This is a genomic window from Mycobacterium sp. AT1, from assembly GCF_002043095.1.
In the GTDB taxonomy this organism is placed as follows: domain Bacteria; phylum Actinomycetota; class Actinomycetes; order Mycobacteriales; family Mycobacteriaceae; genus Mycobacterium.
Map to the genome: position 1 here is coordinate 20959 of NZ_MVOC01000069.1, position 17336 is coordinate 38294.

A 17336-nucleotide genomic window follows, 5' to 3' on the forward strand; every position below is an offset into this window, starting at 1 on the left:
GGAATCACCATGCACGGATTGATGCAGGACCGCGCGCTCTCGGTGGCGATGCTGATGGACGGCATCGAGGGCCGATTCGGTCACAAGAGCGTCGTCACGACCGAGCTCCACCGCACGACGGAGTCGACGTATCGAGAAGTGGCACAACGGGTCCGGAAGCTAGCGGGAGTTCTCGACGACCTCGGGGTTCCCCGAGGCGCGCGGGTCGCCAGTTTCGGGTGGAACTCCCAACGTCACCTCGAGCTGTACATGGCGGTGCCGTGCGCCAACCGCATCCTGCACACCGTCAACCATCGGCTGTTCGCCGACGACGTCGTGTACCTGATCGACGACGCCGCGGACGACGTCGTGTTCGTCGACCGGTCCATCTTCGAGGTGGTGTGGCCCCTCCTCGACCGATGCCCGACCGTCCGCCACGTCGTGGTCGCCGACGACGGACCGGCGGCGGCGCTGCCGAGCGATCCGCGAATACACGACTACGAGTCCCTGCTCGCGGCGGCCACGGCCGTCGAGTCGTTCACGGTCGCCGACGAGCGTGATGCGGCGGCGCTGTGCTACACCTCGGGAACCACTGGTCGGCCGAAAGGCGTTCTGTACGACCACCGGTCGATAATTCTGCATGCCATGTCGCTGCTGATGGCGGACTCCTTCGGTATCTGCGAGGCAGACACCGTCATGCCAATCGTGCCGATGTTCCACGTCAACGCGTGGGGTTTGCCCTACGCCGCCCTGATGTCCGGAGCCAACCTGGTCATGCCCGGTCCCGCCACCGCGCCCGACCGGCTGGTGGCCACCATGGCGGCCCATCACGTCACCTTCGCGGCTGCCGTCCCCACGATCTGGCAGAGCGCGGTACCGCACCTCGACCGGGCCGATCTCGGCCCCCTTCGTCGTCTCGTCAGCGGCGGTGGCGCGCTTCCGGTGAGCCTTTCCGAGACCTATCTGGAGGCGGTCGGTCTGCCCCTCACCAGCTCCTGGGGGATGACGGAGACCAGTCCCCTGGTGTGCAGTGCGCGCACCCCGAGCGACGACGCCGGACTCAGCGAGCACGAACGCCTCGTGGGCTTGACGATCCCCGGCCCCCCGACTCCGTTGTGCGCCCTACGGCTGATCGGCGACGACGGCGCCGAAGTCCCCCGCGACGGTCGGTCCTCCGGTGAACTCCAGGTCGCCGGGCCCACCATCGCCGGCGCGTATTTCGGCTCTGCCGCAACCGATTCCGCCTTCACCGAGGACGGCTGGCTGCGCACCGGAGACGTCGCCACCGTCGACCCGCGAGGTTTCATGCGCATCGTCGACCGCACCAAGGACCTGATCAAGTCCGGAGGTGAATGGATCTCTTCGGTTGAACTCGAGAACGAGATCATGGCGATGGCCGGCATCGCGGAGGCGGCGGTGGTGGCGATCCCCAGCGTCGAATGGGGTGAGCGACCACTTGCCTGCGTCGTCGCCCATCACGGAGTCGACGTCACCGCCGACGACGTCCTGACCCATTTGAGGGGAAGGGTGGCCAAGTGGTGGATCCCGGAGGACGTCGTCTTCCTGGATGCACTGCCGAAGACGGCCACCGGTAAGTTCGCCAAGGCAGTGCTGCGCAGGTCGCTGACACGTTCCTCCGACGCGAGATGAGGCACCGATGACGGTGGTAACGGGCAACGAGGCCGAGATCGTCAAGCGCCGAATCCTGGATGCCGCGGCCGAAGCCTTCATGAGCCAGGGGTTCGGCGTCACCACCGTCGACGACGTGGCCGATCGAGTCGGCGCCACGAAAGGCCTTGTCTACTATCACTTTCGGTCGAAGTTCGACATCCTCCTTGCCGTCTACGAACGCGGGATGAGTCAAGTCCAGCAGCAGGTGGGGCCGGCGCGGCACGGCGCCGGCACGGGGCGGGAAAGACTGACGGCCATGTCGACCGAGCACGTGGTCAACCTGATGAGCGACCTGAAGTACCACTGGGTGGTGCACCTTGGGGTTCGGGAGCAGACCTCGACGGCGCTCAAACCGCGGCAGCGCGACGCACTCAGCGCCTTGAACGACTTGCGCCGCGACTACGAACAGATGTTTCTGGCAGTGGTGAACGACGGCATCGCCGACGGCAGCATCCGCGAGGTGAACGCGCCGTTGGCCACCCGCACGCTGCTGAGCAGCCTCAACGCGGTCGACGCGTGGTACCGCCCACGACCGGACCAATCGCCCGAAGCAATCCGTGCACTGGCCACCGAGGTCGTGGATCTGATCGTCGGTGGCCTCCTCGCGAACACCCGTCGAGAAGGAGCGTCATGACTCAGACCGAGGTCGTCCTCTCGGGACTCCGCTTCCCCGAAGGCGCCCGCTGGCGCGACGGGCTGCTGTGGTTCTCCGACATGCACACCGGGCAGGTCTTTCGGACCGATCCCCGCACGTACGAGCCGACCGAGGTCACGACGGTTCCCGACCAACCCTCGGGGCTCGGCTGGCTTCCCGACGGCTCGATGCTGATCAGTTGCATGTTGGACCGCAAGGTCGTCCGACTCTGGCCGGACGGCTCCCGCAGCACCCACGCCGACCTCTCCGCCCTGACCGACTCACCAGTCAACGACCTGGTCGTCGACGGTCGCGGTCGGACGTTCCTTGGCGGCTTTGGGTACGACCTCTACGGCGACGCCCCGCAACGTCCCGGACCCATCTTCCGCATCGACGCCGACGGCACCGTCGCGTGCGTGGAGGACGACATGGTCTTCCCGAACGGTTCGGTGATCCTGCCCGGCACCAACACGCTCGTCGTCGCCGAGACCTGGGCGGCGCGACTGACGGCGTTCGACGTCACCGATGCCGGCGACCTCGTCGACAAACGCACGTGGGCCGAACTTCCCGAAGGGTCGACGCCCGACGGGATCTGCGCCGACGCGTCCGGCGGGGTGTGGGCCTCGTCGATCGCCACCGCGCAGTTCATCCGCGTCGAGGCCGGGGGTCGCGTCACCGACGTGATCCAGCTCGACGACGGCCGGTGCGCCACCGACTGCGTGACCGACGGCGCGGGGACGACCCTGTACCTGCTCACGTCCAACAGCTGGCAGCCGTCCGAGACCGAGGTCCGGCAAGGCCGGATCGAGACGGTGCGGCTTGACTGATTCGCCGTTGCTCGTCAGAGGGCGGTGTAGCCGCCGTCGATGACGATCGACTGGCCGACCACGTAGGCCGACGCGTCGCCCAGCAGGTAGACCGCTAGCGGACCGAGCTCGTGCGGCTCCCCCATCCGGCCCACCGGCGTGTGCGCCATCCACTCGGCGAATTGCTCCGGCGAATTCCGCGGCACGTCGAGCGTCTGCTCCGAGGCGAAGTAGCCCGGCGAGATCGAGTTGAGCCGGATGCCCAGCGGCAGCCACTCCACCGCGAGGCTCTTGGTCAGCATCGCGACGCCGGCCTTGGACGCGTTGTAGGCGGCCTGATCCTGCGGGCGGTTCACCCGCAGGCCCGACATCGAGGCGATCGTGACGGCCGAGCCGGTCTGCCCGGCGGCGACAAGGCGCCGCGCAAAGGCCCGGCACACCAGGAACGTCCCCGTCAGGTTGACGTCGACGATCCAGCGGAACCGCTCGGGCGTGATGTCCAGCGCGCTGGTGGTGTCCGCCACCCCGGCGGCGTTGACCAGGGCGTCGACGACCCCCAGGCGGTCGGCGACCTCGGCGAAGGCCGCCTCGACCGACGCCTCGTCGGTGACGTCGGCGGTCACCCCGACGACGTCGGTGCCGGTGGCGGAGCCCAGCTGGGCGGCCGCGTCGTGCACTTCGTCGCGCACGTCGAGGAGGGCGACCTTGGCCCCCGCCCGGGCCACGGCCTCGGCCATCGCAAGGCCGAGGCCGCGCCCGCCCCCGGTCACCAGTGCCACACGTCCTGCCAAAGTCGAGTCCATTCAACCCATCTTGGCCGACGTGCCGCGGTACCGGTTACGCAGTGAACGCGTACTGCACGTTCTCCCCGACGGGCACGAAGCCCAGCCGCCGGTAGACCCGGTTGGACACCGGGTTGGCGTCGTCGGCGAACAGCACCACGTCACGCGCGCCCCAACTCCAGGCATGCCGCACCGCCTGCGCGGTGACCGCGGCGGCGTAGCCGCGACCCCGGTGCTGCGGCGGCGTGTACACCGGACCGATCCGCGACATGCCCAGCAGACAACCGTGCACGCGAGCCATGGCGACCGGCTCGCCGTCGACTGTCCATAGCACCACGTGCCCGCCCGCGTCGGCGACGGCGGCGAGCACGCCCCGGCTCGCCGCCAGGTTGGACTGCGCGTCGAACGCCTCGGTGAAGAACGCGTCGAACCACTCGGCCAGCAGGTCGGTGTCGTCGTCGTCGGCAACCCGCGGCTCACCGACGACATTGACCGGCGGAACCAGCTCACCGAGGCGGTAGAGCGTTTCCTCGAACGAGGTCGTGACGGTCGCGCCGGTGGCTTCGGCCCACGCTTGGCTGAATGCCGCTGCGGTGCTTCGTGTTCCGCGGATCGCTGGCAGATCGCTGCGCACGGGTGCGAGCGCGGCGGCCGACTCCTTGGCCAGCGTGGGCGGAAGCCCGTTGACCAGCAGCACCGAATCCCTCATCTGCAGAGCGGCGCCCACGGCACCGTCGCAGTCATGAGCGGCCAGCAGCAGGTGACCGGCCGGCCACGCAGCGGTGCGCAGGGTGGTCAGCTCGGTGGTGAACCGGACCGGGTCCCGGCGGTACACCCAGCGGGCCACCGGGCCGAAGCCGTCCGGCGTCGCGTACAGGTGAACGTTCATGCCTACGAGGGTGAAGCACTCGGCTCGCGAATTCCACTGATTTATTGCGGGTTTGGCGACGTCGAGATTGGCGCGCAGCGCGTCAGCCTCGACCGCGCTTGGTCGGGCCCGGCTTGCGGGCGATCTTGCCCGCGGCGGCGCGGGCGGCTTGCTTGGCGAGCGTCTTCTCCCGCGCGGTGCGCTTCGGCGCCGGTTCGGCTTGGCCGCGTGACGAACTGGGTTTGCGGCCGCGCACGATGCCGATGAACTCCGCCACCAATGCCGACTGCTCGCCCTCGGGGATGGCGAGCGCCACGGGACAGGTGGGCGCGTCGGCGATCGGCCGGTAGGTGAGGTCCTTGCGGTGGTGCAGCCGCGCCAGTGACTGCGGGACGACGAGCACCCCGACTCCGGCCGCCACCAATTCCGTTGCGTCCTTGACGGTTTCGGGCCGATGCTCGACGCGGGCGCCCGGTGCCGTCGGCCAGGCGACGACGTCGTCGAGCGGGAGCAGCACCGGCTCGCCGTCGAGGTCCGCGGCGGTGACCGAGTCCGCGGCGGTGAGCAGGTGATCGGTCGGCACCACGACGACGGTCGTCTCGTCGTAGAGAGCGATGAGGGCCACACCCGACGTCTCGGCCTGCGGCCGAAGCAACGCCACGTCCATCTCGCCGGACCGCACTGCGTCGGCCGCGTCGGCCGCGTCGACGGCCTGCAACTGCAACCGAATGTCGGGATGGCGGTCCGCCCAGGTTCGGGCCCACTTCGCGGGGGTCACACCGGGGACGTACCCGACGGTGAGGCGAAGGGGGGTCACCGCCTCAGGCTACCGATAGGCTCTGCGTCATGAGCAGGCCGAACGCGCAGTCCATGAAACCCGCCACCGCGGCGAAGAAGCTCGACGTGTACCTGCCGGCGACGCCCGCGGAGTTCCAGGAGAACACGATCACCCGGTCCGAGCTCGCCGCCCTACAGGAGGATCCGCCGCAGTGGCTCAAGGATCTCCGCAAGAACGGGCCGCACCCGAAGAACCTGGTGGCCCTGAAGCTGGGCGTCTCGATCGCCGGGCTCGCGCGCGGCGGCGTGACCGAGGCGCTCACCACCGAGCAGATCGCCGCGCTGCTCGAGGAGAAGCCCGACTGGTTGGTCGCCGAACGTGAGAGCTTCCAGTCCGTGCTGCGCGAGGAGCGACGCGTGAAGGCGATGCACGAGGACCAAGCGCGCGAGGGCTGAGCCGAACTGAACGCCTCCCGAACGTGAAAATGGCGACGCAACTCGCGAGAGATGCGTCGCCAGATTCACTTTCGGCGGTGGGGCGTCACAACATGCAGCTGACGCAACCCTCGACCTCGGTGCCCTCCAACGCCATCTGGCGTAGGCGGATGTAGTACAGCGTCTTGATGCCCTTGCGCCAGGCGTAGATCTGCGCCTTGTTGACGTCGCGCGTGGTGGCGGTGTCCTTGAAGAACAGCGTCAGCGACAGGCCCTGGTCCACGTGCTGGGTGGCGGCGGCGTAGGTGTCGATGATCTTCTCGTAGCCGATCTCGTACGCATCCTCGTAGAACTCGAGATTGTCGTTGGTCAGATACGGCGCCGGGTAGTACGCCCGGCCGATCTTGCCTTCCTTGCGGATCTCGATCCGCGACGGCACCGGGTGGATCGACGACGTCGAGTAGTTGATGTAGGAGATCGACCCCGTCGGCGGCACGGCCTGCAGGTTCTGGTTGTAGATGCCGTGCTTCTGCACCGACTCCTTCAACTCCCGCCAGTCGTCCTGGGTCGGGATGTGGATGTCGGACTTGGCGAACAACTCCCGCACCCGTTCGGTCGCCGGCTCCCACGCCTGCTCGGTGTACTTGTCGAAGAACTCCCCCGACGCGTACTTCGACTTCTCGAACCCACCGAAGCGCGTGCCGCGCTCCATCGCAATGCGGTTGCTCGCCCGCAGTGCGTGGAAGAGCACCGCGTAGAAGTAGATGTTGGTGAAGTCGATGCCCTCTTCGGAGCCGTACATGATCCGCTCGCGAGCCAGGTACCCGTGCAGGTTCATCTGTCCGAGCCCGATGGCGTGAGAGTCGTTGTTGCCCTGCTCGATCGACGGCACCGACCAGATGTGGGTCTGGTCGCTGACCGCGGTGAGTCCGCGGATCGCGACCTCGATGGTCTGGGCGAAGTCCGGCGAGTCCATCGTCTTGGCGATGTTGAGCGAGCCGAGGTTGCACGAAATGTCCTTGCCCACCTTGGAATACGACAGATCGTCATTGAATTCCGAGGGCGTCGACACCTGGAGGATCTCCGAGCACAGGTTGCTGTGGGTGATCCGGCCCTCGATGGGGTTGGCGCGGTTCACCGTGTCCTCGTACATGATGTACGGGTAGCCGGACTCGAACTGCAGCTCGGCGAGGGTCTGGAAGAACTCGCGCGCCTTGATCTTGGTCTTGCGAATCCGGGCGTCGTCGACCATCTCGTAGTACTTCTCGGTGATCGAGATGTCGGCGAACGGAACGCCGTAGACCTTCTCGACGTCGTACGGCGAGAAGAGGTACATGTCCTCGTTCTTCTTCGCCAGCTCGAACGTGATGTCCGGGATGACGACGCCGAGGGACAGCGTCTTGATGCGGATCTTCTCGTCGGCGTTCTCACGCTTGGTGTCGAGGAAGCGGTAGATGTCGGGGTGATGGGCCTGCAGGTACACCGCGCCGGCACCTTGGCGGGCGCCCAGTTGGTTGGCGTAGGAGAACGAATCCTCGAGCAGCTTCATGATCGGGATGACGCCCGAGCTCTGGTTCTCGATGTTCTTGATCGGGGCGCCGTGCTCGCGAATGTTGCTCAGCAGCAAGGCAACTCCCCCACCGCGCTTGGACAACTGCAGCGCCGAGTTGATGGAACGCCCGATGGACTCCATGTTGTCCTCGATGCGCAGCAGGAAGCAGCTGACGGGCTCGCCGCGCTGCTTCTTGCCGGAGTTGAGGAACGTCGGGGTGGCCGGCTGGAACCGGCCGTCGATGATCTCGTCGACGAGCTTCTCGGCCAACGTCGTGTCACCGGCGGCCAGCGTCAGCGACACCATGACGACGCGGTCCTCGAAACGCTCGAGGTAGCGCTTGCCGTCGAACGTCTTCAGCGTGTAGGACGTGTAGTACTTGAACGCGCCGAGGAACGTCGGGAACCGGAACTTCTTGGCATAGGCGCGATCCAGCAGCGACTTCACGAAGTTGCGCGAGTACTGGTCGAGCACCTCGCGCTCGTAGTACTCCTTCTGCACCAGGTAGTCGAGCTTCTCGTCCTGGTTGTGGAAGAAGACGGTGTTCTGGTTGACGTGCTGCAAGAAGTACTGGTTGGCGGCTTCGCGATCCTTGTCGAACTGGATCTTGCCGTCCTTGTCGTACAAGTTCAGCATCGCGTTGAGCGCGTGGTAGTCGGTCTCCCCCGGGAGTGCGTGGACTCCGGTGGTTACAGGTTCTGCAGTGACGGTTGGTGACACGTCTGGTCCTTCCAGAAGTCGGCAAGCCCCGCACGAACGGCGAAGACGTCGTCCGTGGTGCCCATGAGTTCGAAGCGATAGAGGTAGGGGACGCCGCACTTGCGTGAGACGACGTCACCGGCGTAGCCGAATTCGGCGCCGAAGTTCGTGTTGCCCGCGGCGATGACGCCGCGGATCAACGACCGGTTGTGTTCGTTGTTGAGAAAGGCGATGACTTGCTTGGGGACGTAACCACCGGCGTCCGGATCGGGCCCGTTGGCGTGCCCGCCGCCGTAGGTGGGGAGAACCAGCACATACGGTTCGTCCACCTGGATGCGGTCGCGGAGCGGGATGCGGATCGCGGGCAGCTCCAGCTTCTCGACGAAGCGGTGCGTGTTCTCCGAGACGCTGGAGAAGTAGACGAGACTTCCCATCACGCCTCCTCTCCTACCCGCCGGGTTCTTCTCTCTTACGCCGTGGCTGCGACGGCGCTGGACAGCAACTTGATCCGGTCCGGGCGGAAGCCCGACCAGTGGTCGTTGCCCGCGACCACGACGGGGGCCTGCAGGTAACCCAGTGCCATGACGTAGTCACGCGCCTCGGGCACCTCGGTGATGTCAACGACGTCGTAGGCAACGCCCTGCTTGTCGAGCGCCTTGTAAGTGGCGTTGCACTGCACGCACGCGGGCTTGGTGTAGACGGTGACGGTCATTGGTGGGCTCCCCTCAGCGAAACGATGATCGAGCATGTGGCGTGTCTCCTACACAAGCGTCTCGCACGGCACCGACAAGACCCCATCTTGGCGCAATCATCGATATGTTCAACACCTCACCGAAGGGATGACTTCCCGGCTGGTGCGGATGAACTGGTCCTGAATTGAGCCTGTGATGCTTCGTTGCTTGGCACTAGATGTTGTGTCCAACTAGTAGAGCACATACAAGATGGCCCTAATGACACAAATGAAATTTCGCCTGGTCGTCGCGGTGTGTCGCGGAATTTCCGGCGTGTTATTCACACCCACGCCCGTTCCTGTTAGTGGAACGCCCCTCCCTGTTAATTGAACGTCACCCGGCAGACGCGCAGCGAACGCTTGCCCTCAGGGGTCCGGAAACAGGGATGGTTCCTCAGTCGGAGAGCAAAGCGCGAGGAACAGCCGCGACGGAGTCGGTGGATGCAAAGTGAGCGACAGACGCCAACCCCAGGCGAGCACACCACGGGACACCCGAAGACGACGAAACCGCCGGCGAACCCCGTTCGGGGCTCGCCGGCGGCTGGTGGTGGTGGTGAAGCGCCGTCAGCCGACTTCGGCGGTCAACTTCTCCACCACTTCACGGACCTGCTGGACCACGTCGGCGTTCTCCCGCGGGTGCTTGCCGTCGAAGATCCCCGCCGGCAACGACAGCTTCACGTCCTCGACGACCTTGGGTCCCGCCAGGCCGAACGACTTACGCGTCTCGTCGTGCGCCCAGACTCCGCCGTACTGGCCGAGCGCCGTGCCGATGACGGCCAACGGCTTGCCGTTGAGCGCGCCGTTGCCGAACGGCCGCGACAGCCAGTCAATCGCGTTCTTCAGCACACCCGGGATGCTGCCGTTGTACTCCGGCGTCACGACCAGCGCGGCATCCGCTTCCGCCGCGGCCAGGCGGAGTGCCTGCACGACCTCGTCGACGTTGTCGCCGTCGATGTCCTCGTTGTAGAACGGCAGTTCGCCCAACCGGTCGAACAGCTGTAGCGACACACCCGCCGGAGCCGTCTCACCCGCCACCTCGGCTAGTTGCCGATTCAGCGAGGCCGCCCGCAGGCTGCCGACAAGTACCAAAACCTTCACGTCTGTCATGTCCGTAGAGCTCCCTTCGGTTGATTCGCGACGATCCTCTCATAGCTCAACTGGACCGCGGTCCGATTCATTCCGCCTGAAGTAATGTGCAGGGATGAGCATTGGTGACGGACTGATCGGGCTACCGGTCACCGATTCGGCACCGGTCGAGCGTGGCGACGCCGCCCGCAACCGTGCGCTGCTGCTGGCCGCCGCCCGCCGCCTGATCGACGAACGCGGCGCGGACACCGTCACGATGGACGACGTCGCCAACGCCGCGGGCGTCGGCAAGGGCACCCTGTTCCGCCGCTTTGGCAGCCGCGCCGGCCTGATGGTGGTGCTCCTCGACGAGGACGAGAAGACCGAGCAACGGGCGTTCATGTTCGGTCCCCCGCCGCTTGGGCCGGGCGCTCCCCCGCTGACCAGGCTGATCGCCTACGGACGCGACCGGTTGCGTTTCGTCTGGGATCACCGCGTCCTGCTCGCCGACGCCAACACCGATCCGCACATGCGCTTCAACGCTCCCGCCACCCTGCACCGCACCCACGTCCGCATGCTCCTCGCCGCCGCGGGCACCACCGGCGACCTCGACGCGCAAACACAGGCGCTGCTGTCGCTGCTGGACCCCGACTACGTCACCCATCAGGTCGAGGATCTCGGGCACGACCTCGACCGACAGGGTGACGCGTTGGAGAGCTTGGCGCGCAAGCTCTGCGGGAGCTAGTGCCCCATGGCGTGGGTGCTGCACGTCGACCTCGACCAGTTCCTCGCGTCGGTCGAACTGCGGCGGCGCCCCGAACTGGTCGGCCTGCCGGTGATCGTCGGCGGCAACGGTGATCCGACCGAACCACGCAAGGTGGTGACCTGCGCGTCCTACGAGGCGCGCGCATCCGGCGTTCACGCGGGCATGCCGCTGCGGGTGGCCGCCCGCAAGTGCCCAGAGGCGACGTTCCTTCCGTCGGATTCCACCGCCTACGACGAAGCGTCCGAGGAGGTGATGGGACTGCTCCGCGACCTCGGCCATCCGCTCGAGGTGTGGGGCTGGGACGAGGCGTACCTCGGCGCCGACGTCGCCGATCCCCACGAGTTGGCGCTGCGCATCCGCCAGGTGGTCGAGGCGCAGACGGGACTCTCTTGCTCGGTCGGGATCAGCGACAACAAGCAACGGGCCAAGGTCGCCACCGGATTCGGCACGCCGGCGGGGGTCTACCGCCTCGACGACGACAACTGGATGGCGGTAATGGGCGATCGGGGCGTCGACCAACTCTGGGGAGTCGGCCCCAAGACCACCAAACGACTTGCCGCCCTTGGCATCACCACGATCGGCGACCTTGCCACCGCCGACGCCGAAGTCCTGGTGTCGACGTTCGGTCCCAGCACGGGGCTGTGGATCCTGTTGCTGGCCAAGGGCGGAGGAGACACCACCGTCAGCACCGAGCCCTGGGTGCCGAGGTCGCGCAGCCACGTGGTCACCTTCGCCGATGATCTCACCGAACGCACCGCGATGGACGCGGCGATCGTCGAGCTGGCCCGCAAGACGCTCGCCGAGGTCGTCGAGCAGGGTCGCACGGTGACCCGGGTCGCCGTCACCGTCCGCACCTCCACGTTCTTCACCAGAACAAAGATCCGCAAGCTGGCGGCCCCCGGCACCGACGAGTCCGTCATCCGCGACACCGCGCTCTCGGTGTTCGACCAGTTCGAGCTGGATCGGCCCGTCCGTCTTCTCGGTGTTCGCCTCGAACTGGCCATGCCGGACGCCAGAAACGTCACCGCCCCCACCTAACCTCGTCAGCATGTTGCACACCGTCGCCATCCGGGGCTACCGCTCGATGCGCGAGGTCGTGATCCCCCTGACCGGCCTGACGGTCGTCACCGGCGCGAACGGCACGGGGAAGTCCTCGGTGTATCGGGCGTTGAAACTCCTCGCCGACTGCGGCCGCGGGGAGGTGATCGGCTCGCTGGCCCGCGAAGGGGGGCTGGAGTCGGTGCTGTGGGCAGGCCCCGAGAACCCCACCGGCGCGCGTCGCACCGGAGAAGTGCAGGGCACCACGCGGACCAGGCCCGTCGCGCTCGAACTCGGTTTCGCCTCAGACGATCTCGGCTATCTGATCGACCTCGGCCTGCCGCAGTACGCCGGGCCGAAGTCGTTGTTCTCACGCGACCCCGAGATCAAGCGGGAGATCGTGTTCGCCGGTCCGCGGCTGCGACCAAGCGCCGCGCTGGTCCGTCGGGGCGGCGACTACGCCGAGGTCGCCGACGACGCCGGGCGTGGCTTCACCAGGCTCACGCGCGCCTTGACCACCTACCGAAGCGTCCTCGCCGAATACGCCCTACCCGAGCTCGCCGCGGTGCGCGATCGACTGCGCGACTGGCGGTTCTACGACGGGTTCCGGGTCGACGCCGACGCACCGGCCCGCCGACCACGGATCGGCACCAGGACGCCGGTGCTGTCCGACGACGGCGGCGATTTGGCTGCCGCGGTCCAGACGATCCTCGAGCTGGGCTCCGGGGACCTGCAGCGGGCCGTAGCCGACGCCTTCGACGGGGCCGAGGTGTCCGTCGCGGTGCACGACGGGCTCTTCGAGTTGCAGCTACGACAACCCGGAATGTTGAGACCACTGCGCGCAGCCGAATTGTCGGACGGCACATTGCGATTCCTGCTCTGGGGGGCAGCGCTTCTCAGCCCGCGACCGCCCTCGTTGATGGTGCTGAACGAGCCGGAGACCTCGCTGCACCCCGACCTGGTGGCGCCGCTGGCCTCGATGATCCGCGCCGCGGCGGCGTCCACCCAAGTCGTCGTCGTCACGCACTCCCAGATGATGCGCGAGCATCTCGACCTCGACGACGCCAGCGAGATCGAGCTCTACAAGGAGTGGGGTGAGACGCGCGTCGCCGACCAGACGATGCTCAGCACACCGCCGTGGGAATGGGGCAAGCGCTGATGCTTACGGCCGCTTGGACGGTCGCAGCGCTCGGGTGAAGATCACGTTCACCCGGCGCATGGCGACGCTGTACGGCCACCATGCCACCCGCTTGAACGCGTACAACGCGCGGATGTCGTGCGAGGTGTAGATGAGGTACCGGTTGCGGGCGACGCCGCGAAGGATCTTGTCCGCGACCACCTCCGGCGACACGGCGTGGCCGCTGAACCGCTCCACCCACTTCTGCACCTGCGGATGTTCGCGGTCGACGCCGACGATGTCGACGCTTTGCACCATGGGCGTCTTGACCGCCCCGGGGACGACGACCGACACCCCGATGCGGTGCCTGGCGAGGTCGAAACGCAGCACCTCCGACAGGCCGCGCAGGCCGAACTTGCTGGCGCTGTAGGCCGCGTGCCAGGGCAGGGCCACCAATCCGGCGGCCGAGGACACGTTGACGACATGTCCGCCCCGGCGGGCGAGAACCATTGCGGGGACGAAGTTTTCGATGACGTGGATGGGGCCCATCAGGTTGACCGAGATCATCGACTCCCAGTGCCGATGGGTCAGGTGGCTGACGGTGCCCCAGGCGGAGATCCCAGCGATGTTCATCACCACGTCCACCGCGGGCGTCGGCCCACCGATGGCGTCGTGGACCTCGGCGGCGAACGCGGCGACCTCGTCGTAGTCGGAGACGTCGAGCACACGATGAGCGGTCACCGTGGCGCCGAGGGCACGCGCGTCGGCGACCGTCTCGGCGAGCCCCTCGGCGTTGCGGTCGGTCAGGAAGAGTTCAGCGCCGTCGGCGGCCAGCTTCAGCGCCGTCGCACGACCGATTCCACTCGCTGCGCCGGTGAGGAGACATCGTTTGCCCGCGTAGCTGTGAACCATGGTCGTGACCCTACCGACCCCGTCAGCCGCCGGAGAGGCTCCCGCCGCCCCACAGGGAGTACAGCCACAGCCGTTCCAGGACCTCGACAGCGCGCGAGATGTCGCGGTCGGCGCCCACGAAGGCCGTGTCCCCGGACAGGGTGGAGCCCGTCGTGGCGGCGAGGGTTCGCACCAGCGTCGGCACGTCGTCGGAGATGGGGTGGGCCGTCCCAGCCTTTGCCTCGTCCTCGACGATCTTCACGATCTGGTCGATCACCGACCCCAGCTGTTGATCCAGGATCTCGCGGATCTCGGCATCGGTGCTGCGGGCCGCGTTACAAGCCGACATGACCGGGTCGTTGTGCGAGTAGACCAGGGCGGCACTGCCGACCATGCGCTTGGCGAACGCGGCGGTGGACTCGTCGGCGCCGCGCGGAGCGAAGTAGTGGGTCAACTCCTCGAGTTCCTGCATGGCCTCGGCGAGCATCTGCGCGAGCACCGAGTACTTGGAGTCGAAGTAGAAGTAGAAGCCGGATCGGGCCACGCCGGCACGGTCGCTGATGGTGCTGACGGACAGCTCCGAGAACGGCTTTTCGCGCAGCAACTCGTGGACGGCGTTGAGGATCGCATCACGTTGCCGGTCACCGCGGCTTCGGCGGGCCTCACTGGGGGCGGATTCGGCAGTCATCGCATACAACCTTTGCACCGACGCCACGCCAGATCAAAACTTGACATGCGTCAAGTAGGGCGGACAGGATGAGTCAGGTCAGTGACATCGACCACAGACGTCCTTCAGCCCAGGAGCATGCCAATGGCGACCATCAGCACCCCGGAGTACTTGCGAGACCAAGCGAAGCGCCGCTTCACGCCGTCGATCAACAACTTCCCTGGGATGGCCGCCCTCGAGCGGAAGCTGCTGCGCACCGACTTTCCGCAGAAGTCCCTGGCAGAGCCGCCCGCAGGCAGCGGCCTCAAGCCGGTGATGGGCGACGCCGGCCTGCCGGTCGTCGGCCACATGGTCGAGATGTTCCGCGGCGGACCCGAGTACCTGATGCACATCTACAAGACCAAGGGCCCGATCTACTACGCCGATTCACCGGTGTTGGCCGCGGTGACGGCGCTGGGACCCGACGCCGCGCAGGCGATGTACGGCAACCGGAACAAGGACTTCTCCCAGGAGGGCTGGATCCCGGTCATCGGGCCGTTCTTCCACCGCGGCCTGATGCTCCTCGACTTCGAAGAGCACATGTTCCACCGGCGGATCATGCAGGAGGCCTTCGTCCGCACCCGCCTCGTCGGCTACACCGAGCAGGTCGACAAGGTGGTGTCCCAGGTGGTCGCCAACGACTGGGTCCCCAACGACCCCCGGTTCCTGCTCTACCCCGCCATGAAGCAGATGACCCTCGACATCGCCTCGATGGTGTTCATGGGCCACGAGCCGGGCAGCGACCACGAACTCGTCACCAAGGTCAACAACGCCTTCACCACCACCGTCCGGGCCGGCAACGCGATCATCCGCACCGGCGTCCCGCCCTTCACCTGGTGGCGCGGCCTGCAGGCGCGCAAGCTGCTGGAGAACTACTTCGCGGCCCGCGTGAAGGAACGTCGCGGTGCGGAGGGTTCGGACCTGCTCACCGTCTTGTGTCAGACCGAGGACGAAGACGGCAACAAGTTCTCCGACGAGGACATCGTCAACCACATGATCTTCACGATGATGGCCGCGCACGACACCTCGACGTCGACGGCCACCACCATGTCGTACTACCTGGCCGCCAACCCCGAGTGGCAGGAGCGCTGCCGCGACGAGTCCGACCGGCTTGGCGACGGACCAGTCGACATCGAGTCGCTGGAGAAGCTGGAGTCACTCGACCTCGTCATGAACGAGTCGATGCGGTTGGTGACGCCGGTGCAGTGGGCCATGCGACGGGCGGTCCGCGACACCGACCTGCTCGGCTACCACATTCCCAAGGGCACCAACGTCATTGCCTACCCGGGGCTCAACCACCGGTTGCCGGAGTTCTGGACCGACCCGATGAAGTTCGACCCCGACCGGTTCGCCGAGCCCCGCAACGAACACAAGAAGCATCGCTTCGCGTTCACGCCCTTCGGCGGCGGGTCGCACAAGTGCATCGGCATGATGTTCGGTCAGCTCGAGGTGAAGGTCATCATGCACCGGTTGCTGCGCAAGTACCGGCTGGAGCTGGCGCACCCCGGTCGCGAGCAGAGGTGGGACTACGGCGGCATGCCCGTGCCGATGGACGGCATGCCGATCATCCTGCGGCCGCTGCGCTAGCCGCGGCGGCGGTCGGACACCACGATCCACAGCGCCGATACCAGGAAGTAGAACGCACCGAAGCCTGCATAGGGCGCGACGTCGGCGATGCCGGGAACCACGGACCCGTTGGCCTTGACCAGGAAGGTGCCGCCGACGACGGCGGACTGAGCCCCGCTGAGCACCATCGCCCATTGGGCGCCAACGGTTTTCCAGCGGCGCAGCCCCGTGCCGAGCTGGAAGAGGCCCGAGAGCGTGGCCCAGACGCCGAACACGCCGAGGACGGCGTACATGCTCATCCCCAACGCGATTGCCACCGCGGCGGTGGTCGTGGCGCTGACGATCGCGTTGAGGGCTTGGGTCGGGTTGTGCCGCAATCCCCCGTTGCGTCGGGCGTCCTCGACGTTCGCGGCGGCATCCCACGCGGGATAGAGGATCAGGAGAACACCGGCGAGAACCGGCGTGTCGGCGGCCACGGCGAAGGCGGCGGCCACCCAGACGATCGAAAATGCTGCTCTTGCAAAGTAGTACGTGGTGAGCCAGCGTCGTCCATCGGTTCTGCGGTCCTCGAGCACTCGTTCGGTCATCGCCGTCGTCCTTCCATGAGGGGTCGCGCCCTGCGTCGGCGACGAGGGCGGTCGGTTCTGGTGGTGCAGGGCTAGCTCAGCGGCGTGCCGTCAGCGCGTCCAACAGGGGCTCGGTGACCAAGGCGAAGACCTTCCCGTCGCCGTACGCACGGGCGGAGAGCATCGCACCGTGAACGGCGGCCATGAACTTCTCCGCTTCGGCTGCTGCGGTGTCGTCGAGCGTGAATGTTCCTTGTTTGCAACCGTTGTCGAGGACGGCAGCAAGCCAGGTCGACAGCATCGCGAAGTACGCACGCACTTCGGCCACGACCTCCTCCGGCAGGACGGGGATCTGGGTGGCGAGCAGCGCGCACAGGCAGAAGGTGTTGGTGCCGTCGAGGATGCAGTCCGACCAGAACCCGATGTAGGCCCGCAACTGGTCGAGCGGGTCGGGATGTCGCCTCGCCATGTCGGCGAACCCCGCCTCGGCTTCCTCCCGATACCGCGCGACCAACCTGCTGACCAGGTCGACCTTGGTCGGAAAGTAGTAGTGGATGCTCGCCTTTCGGATGCCGACCGAGGTGGCGACGTCGGCGTAGCTGAAGCCGTTGTATCCGCCACCGACCAGCAGGGCTCTGGCACTGCGCAGGATGTCGTCCTCGGTGGTCGCCGTCATGACGGCCAATCT

19 protein-coding genes are annotated in these 17336 nt (G+C 66.8%); 8 read left to right on the forward strand and 11 right to left on the reverse strand.

Annotated features, from left to right (window positions below):
* Positions 1-9: 9 nt before the first annotated feature.
* From B1790_RS28655 to B1790_RS28665, 3 genes are read left to right on the forward strand one after another with little or no spacing between them, the layout of a single operon-like run.
* Positions 10-1629 (forward strand): long-chain fatty acid--CoA ligase, encoded by a 1620-nt coding sequence (locus tag B1790_RS28655; protein ID WP_079926678.1) that lies wholly within the window; start codon positions 10-12, stop codon positions 1627-1629.
* Between the two features lie 7 nt (positions 1630-1636).
* Positions 1637-2284: a TetR/AcrR family transcriptional regulator gene (locus tag B1790_RS28660; RefSeq protein ID WP_079926679.1), complete on the forward strand. Its 648-nt coding sequence runs from the start codon at positions 1637-1639 to the stop codon at positions 2282-2284.
* A complete protein-coding gene (locus B1790_RS28665) occupies positions 2281-3111 on the forward strand; it encodes an SMP-30/gluconolactonase/LRE family protein (protein WP_079926680.1) in 831 nt (276 codons plus the stop codon). Before B1790_RS28660 ends, B1790_RS28665 begins: the two co-directional genes overlap by 4 nt.
* A 14-nt stretch (positions 3112-3125) precedes the next feature.
* Here the strand turns inward: B1790_RS28665 and B1790_RS28670 are convergent, their stop codons facing one another.
* From B1790_RS28670 to B1790_RS28680, 3 genes are all read right to left on the reverse strand, one after another.
* Positions 3126-3893: an SDR family NAD(P)-dependent oxidoreductase gene (locus B1790_RS28670; protein ID WP_079926681.1), complete on the reverse strand. Its 768-nt coding sequence runs from the start codon at positions 3891-3893 to the stop codon at positions 3126-3128.
* 34 nt (positions 3894-3927) lie between these two features.
* The gene (locus B1790_RS28675) at positions 3928-4761 is read right to left on the reverse strand and encodes a GNAT family N-acetyltransferase (RefSeq protein WP_079926682.1); all 834 of its coding nucleotides are present in this window, start codon (positions 4759-4761) and stop codon (positions 3928-3930) included.
* An 82-nt stretch (positions 4762-4843) separates the two neighbouring features.
* Positions 4844-5557, reverse strand: coding sequence for a LysR substrate-binding domain-containing protein (locus B1790_RS28680; RefSeq protein ID WP_079926683.1), 714 nt, complete (start codon positions 5555-5557; stop codon positions 4844-4846).
* Positions 5558-5586: 29 nt separating this feature from the next.
* On the opposite strand from B1790_RS28680, the gene B1790_RS28685 reads away from it, so the two are divergent.
* A complete protein-coding gene (locus B1790_RS28685) occupies positions 5587-5973 on the forward strand; it encodes a DUF5997 family protein (protein ID WP_079926684.1) in 387 nt (128 codons plus the stop codon).
* A gap of 85 nt (positions 5974-6058) precedes the next feature.
* On the opposite strand, the gene nrdE is transcribed toward B1790_RS28685, so the two are convergent.
* The 4 genes from nrdE to B1790_RS28705 all read right to left on the reverse strand — a co-directional run bounded on the left by nrdE (position 6059) and on the right by B1790_RS28705 (position 10040).
* Complete coding sequence (gene nrdE / locus B1790_RS28690) at positions 6059-8224, reverse strand: class 1b ribonucleoside-diphosphate reductase subunit alpha (RefSeq protein WP_079926685.1); 2166 nt, start codon at positions 8222-8224, stop codon at positions 6059-6061.
* Positions 8194-8637 carry a class Ib ribonucleoside-diphosphate reductase assembly flavoprotein NrdI gene (gene nrdI, locus B1790_RS28695; RefSeq protein ID WP_079926686.1) on the reverse strand — a complete coding sequence of 148 codons (444 nt, stop codon included), beginning with the start codon at positions 8635-8637 and terminating at the stop codon, positions 8194-8196. The genes nrdE and nrdI overlap by 31 nt, the downstream gene beginning before the upstream one ends.
* A 35-nt stretch (positions 8638-8672) precedes the next feature.
* A complete protein-coding gene (locus B1790_RS28700; RefSeq protein WP_079926687.1) occupies positions 8673-8915 on the reverse strand; it encodes a redoxin NrdH in 243 nt (80 codons plus the stop codon).
* A 582-nt stretch (positions 8916-9497) separates the two neighbouring features.
* Entirely contained in the window at positions 9498-10040 is a 543-nt protein-coding gene (locus B1790_RS28705) for an NAD(P)H-dependent oxidoreductase (protein ID WP_079926688.1), read from the reverse strand.
* Positions 10041-10134: 94 nt separating this feature from the next.
* Between B1790_RS28705 and B1790_RS28710 the strand changes: the two genes are divergently transcribed.
* From B1790_RS28710 to B1790_RS28720, 3 genes are read left to right on the forward strand one after another with little or no spacing between them, the layout of a single operon-like run.
* A complete protein-coding gene (locus B1790_RS28710) occupies positions 10135-10743 on the forward strand; it encodes a TetR/AcrR family transcriptional regulator (protein WP_079926689.1) in 609 nt (202 codons plus the stop codon).
* 6 nt (positions 10744-10749) lie between these two features.
* Positions 10750-11802, forward strand: a complete 1053-nt coding sequence (locus B1790_RS28715) for a DNA polymerase IV (protein WP_079926690.1) — start codon at positions 10750-10752, stop codon at positions 11800-11802.
* A gap of 10 nt (positions 11803-11812) precedes the next feature.
* A complete protein-coding gene (locus B1790_RS28720) occupies positions 11813-12961 on the forward strand; it encodes an AAA family ATPase (RefSeq protein WP_079926691.1) in 1149 nt (382 codons plus the stop codon).
* Positions 12962-12964: 3 nt separating this feature from the next.
* On the opposite strand, the gene B1790_RS28725 is transcribed toward B1790_RS28720, so the two are convergent.
* A complete protein-coding gene (locus tag B1790_RS28725; protein ID WP_079926692.1) occupies positions 12965-13831 on the reverse strand; it encodes an SDR family oxidoreductase in 867 nt (288 codons plus the stop codon).
* A 22-nt stretch (positions 13832-13853) separates the two neighbouring features.
* Positions 13854-14498, reverse strand: coding sequence for a TetR/AcrR family transcriptional regulator (locus tag B1790_RS28730; protein ID WP_079926693.1), 645 nt, complete (start codon positions 14496-14498; stop codon positions 13854-13856).
* 123 nt (positions 14499-14621) lie between these two features.
* On the opposite strand from B1790_RS28730, the gene B1790_RS28735 reads away from it, so the two are divergent.
* A complete protein-coding gene (locus B1790_RS28735; protein ID WP_079926694.1) occupies positions 14622-16103 on the forward strand; it encodes a cytochrome P450 in 1482 nt (493 codons plus the stop codon).
* Here the strand turns inward: B1790_RS28735 and B1790_RS28740 are convergent.
* Together B1790_RS28740 and B1790_RS28745 are read right to left on the reverse strand one after the other, a co-directional pair.
* A complete protein-coding gene (locus B1790_RS28740) occupies positions 16100-16669 on the reverse strand; it encodes a hypothetical protein (protein ID WP_079926695.1) in 570 nt (189 codons plus the stop codon). The two genes, B1790_RS28735 and B1790_RS28740, sit on opposite strands and share 4 nt — an antisense overlap.
* Positions 16670-16745: 76 nt before the next feature.
* A complete protein-coding gene (locus tag B1790_RS28745) occupies positions 16746-17324 on the reverse strand; it encodes a TetR/AcrR family transcriptional regulator (RefSeq protein ID WP_079926696.1) in 579 nt (192 codons plus the stop codon).
* Positions 17325-17336 lie beyond the last annotated feature (12 nt).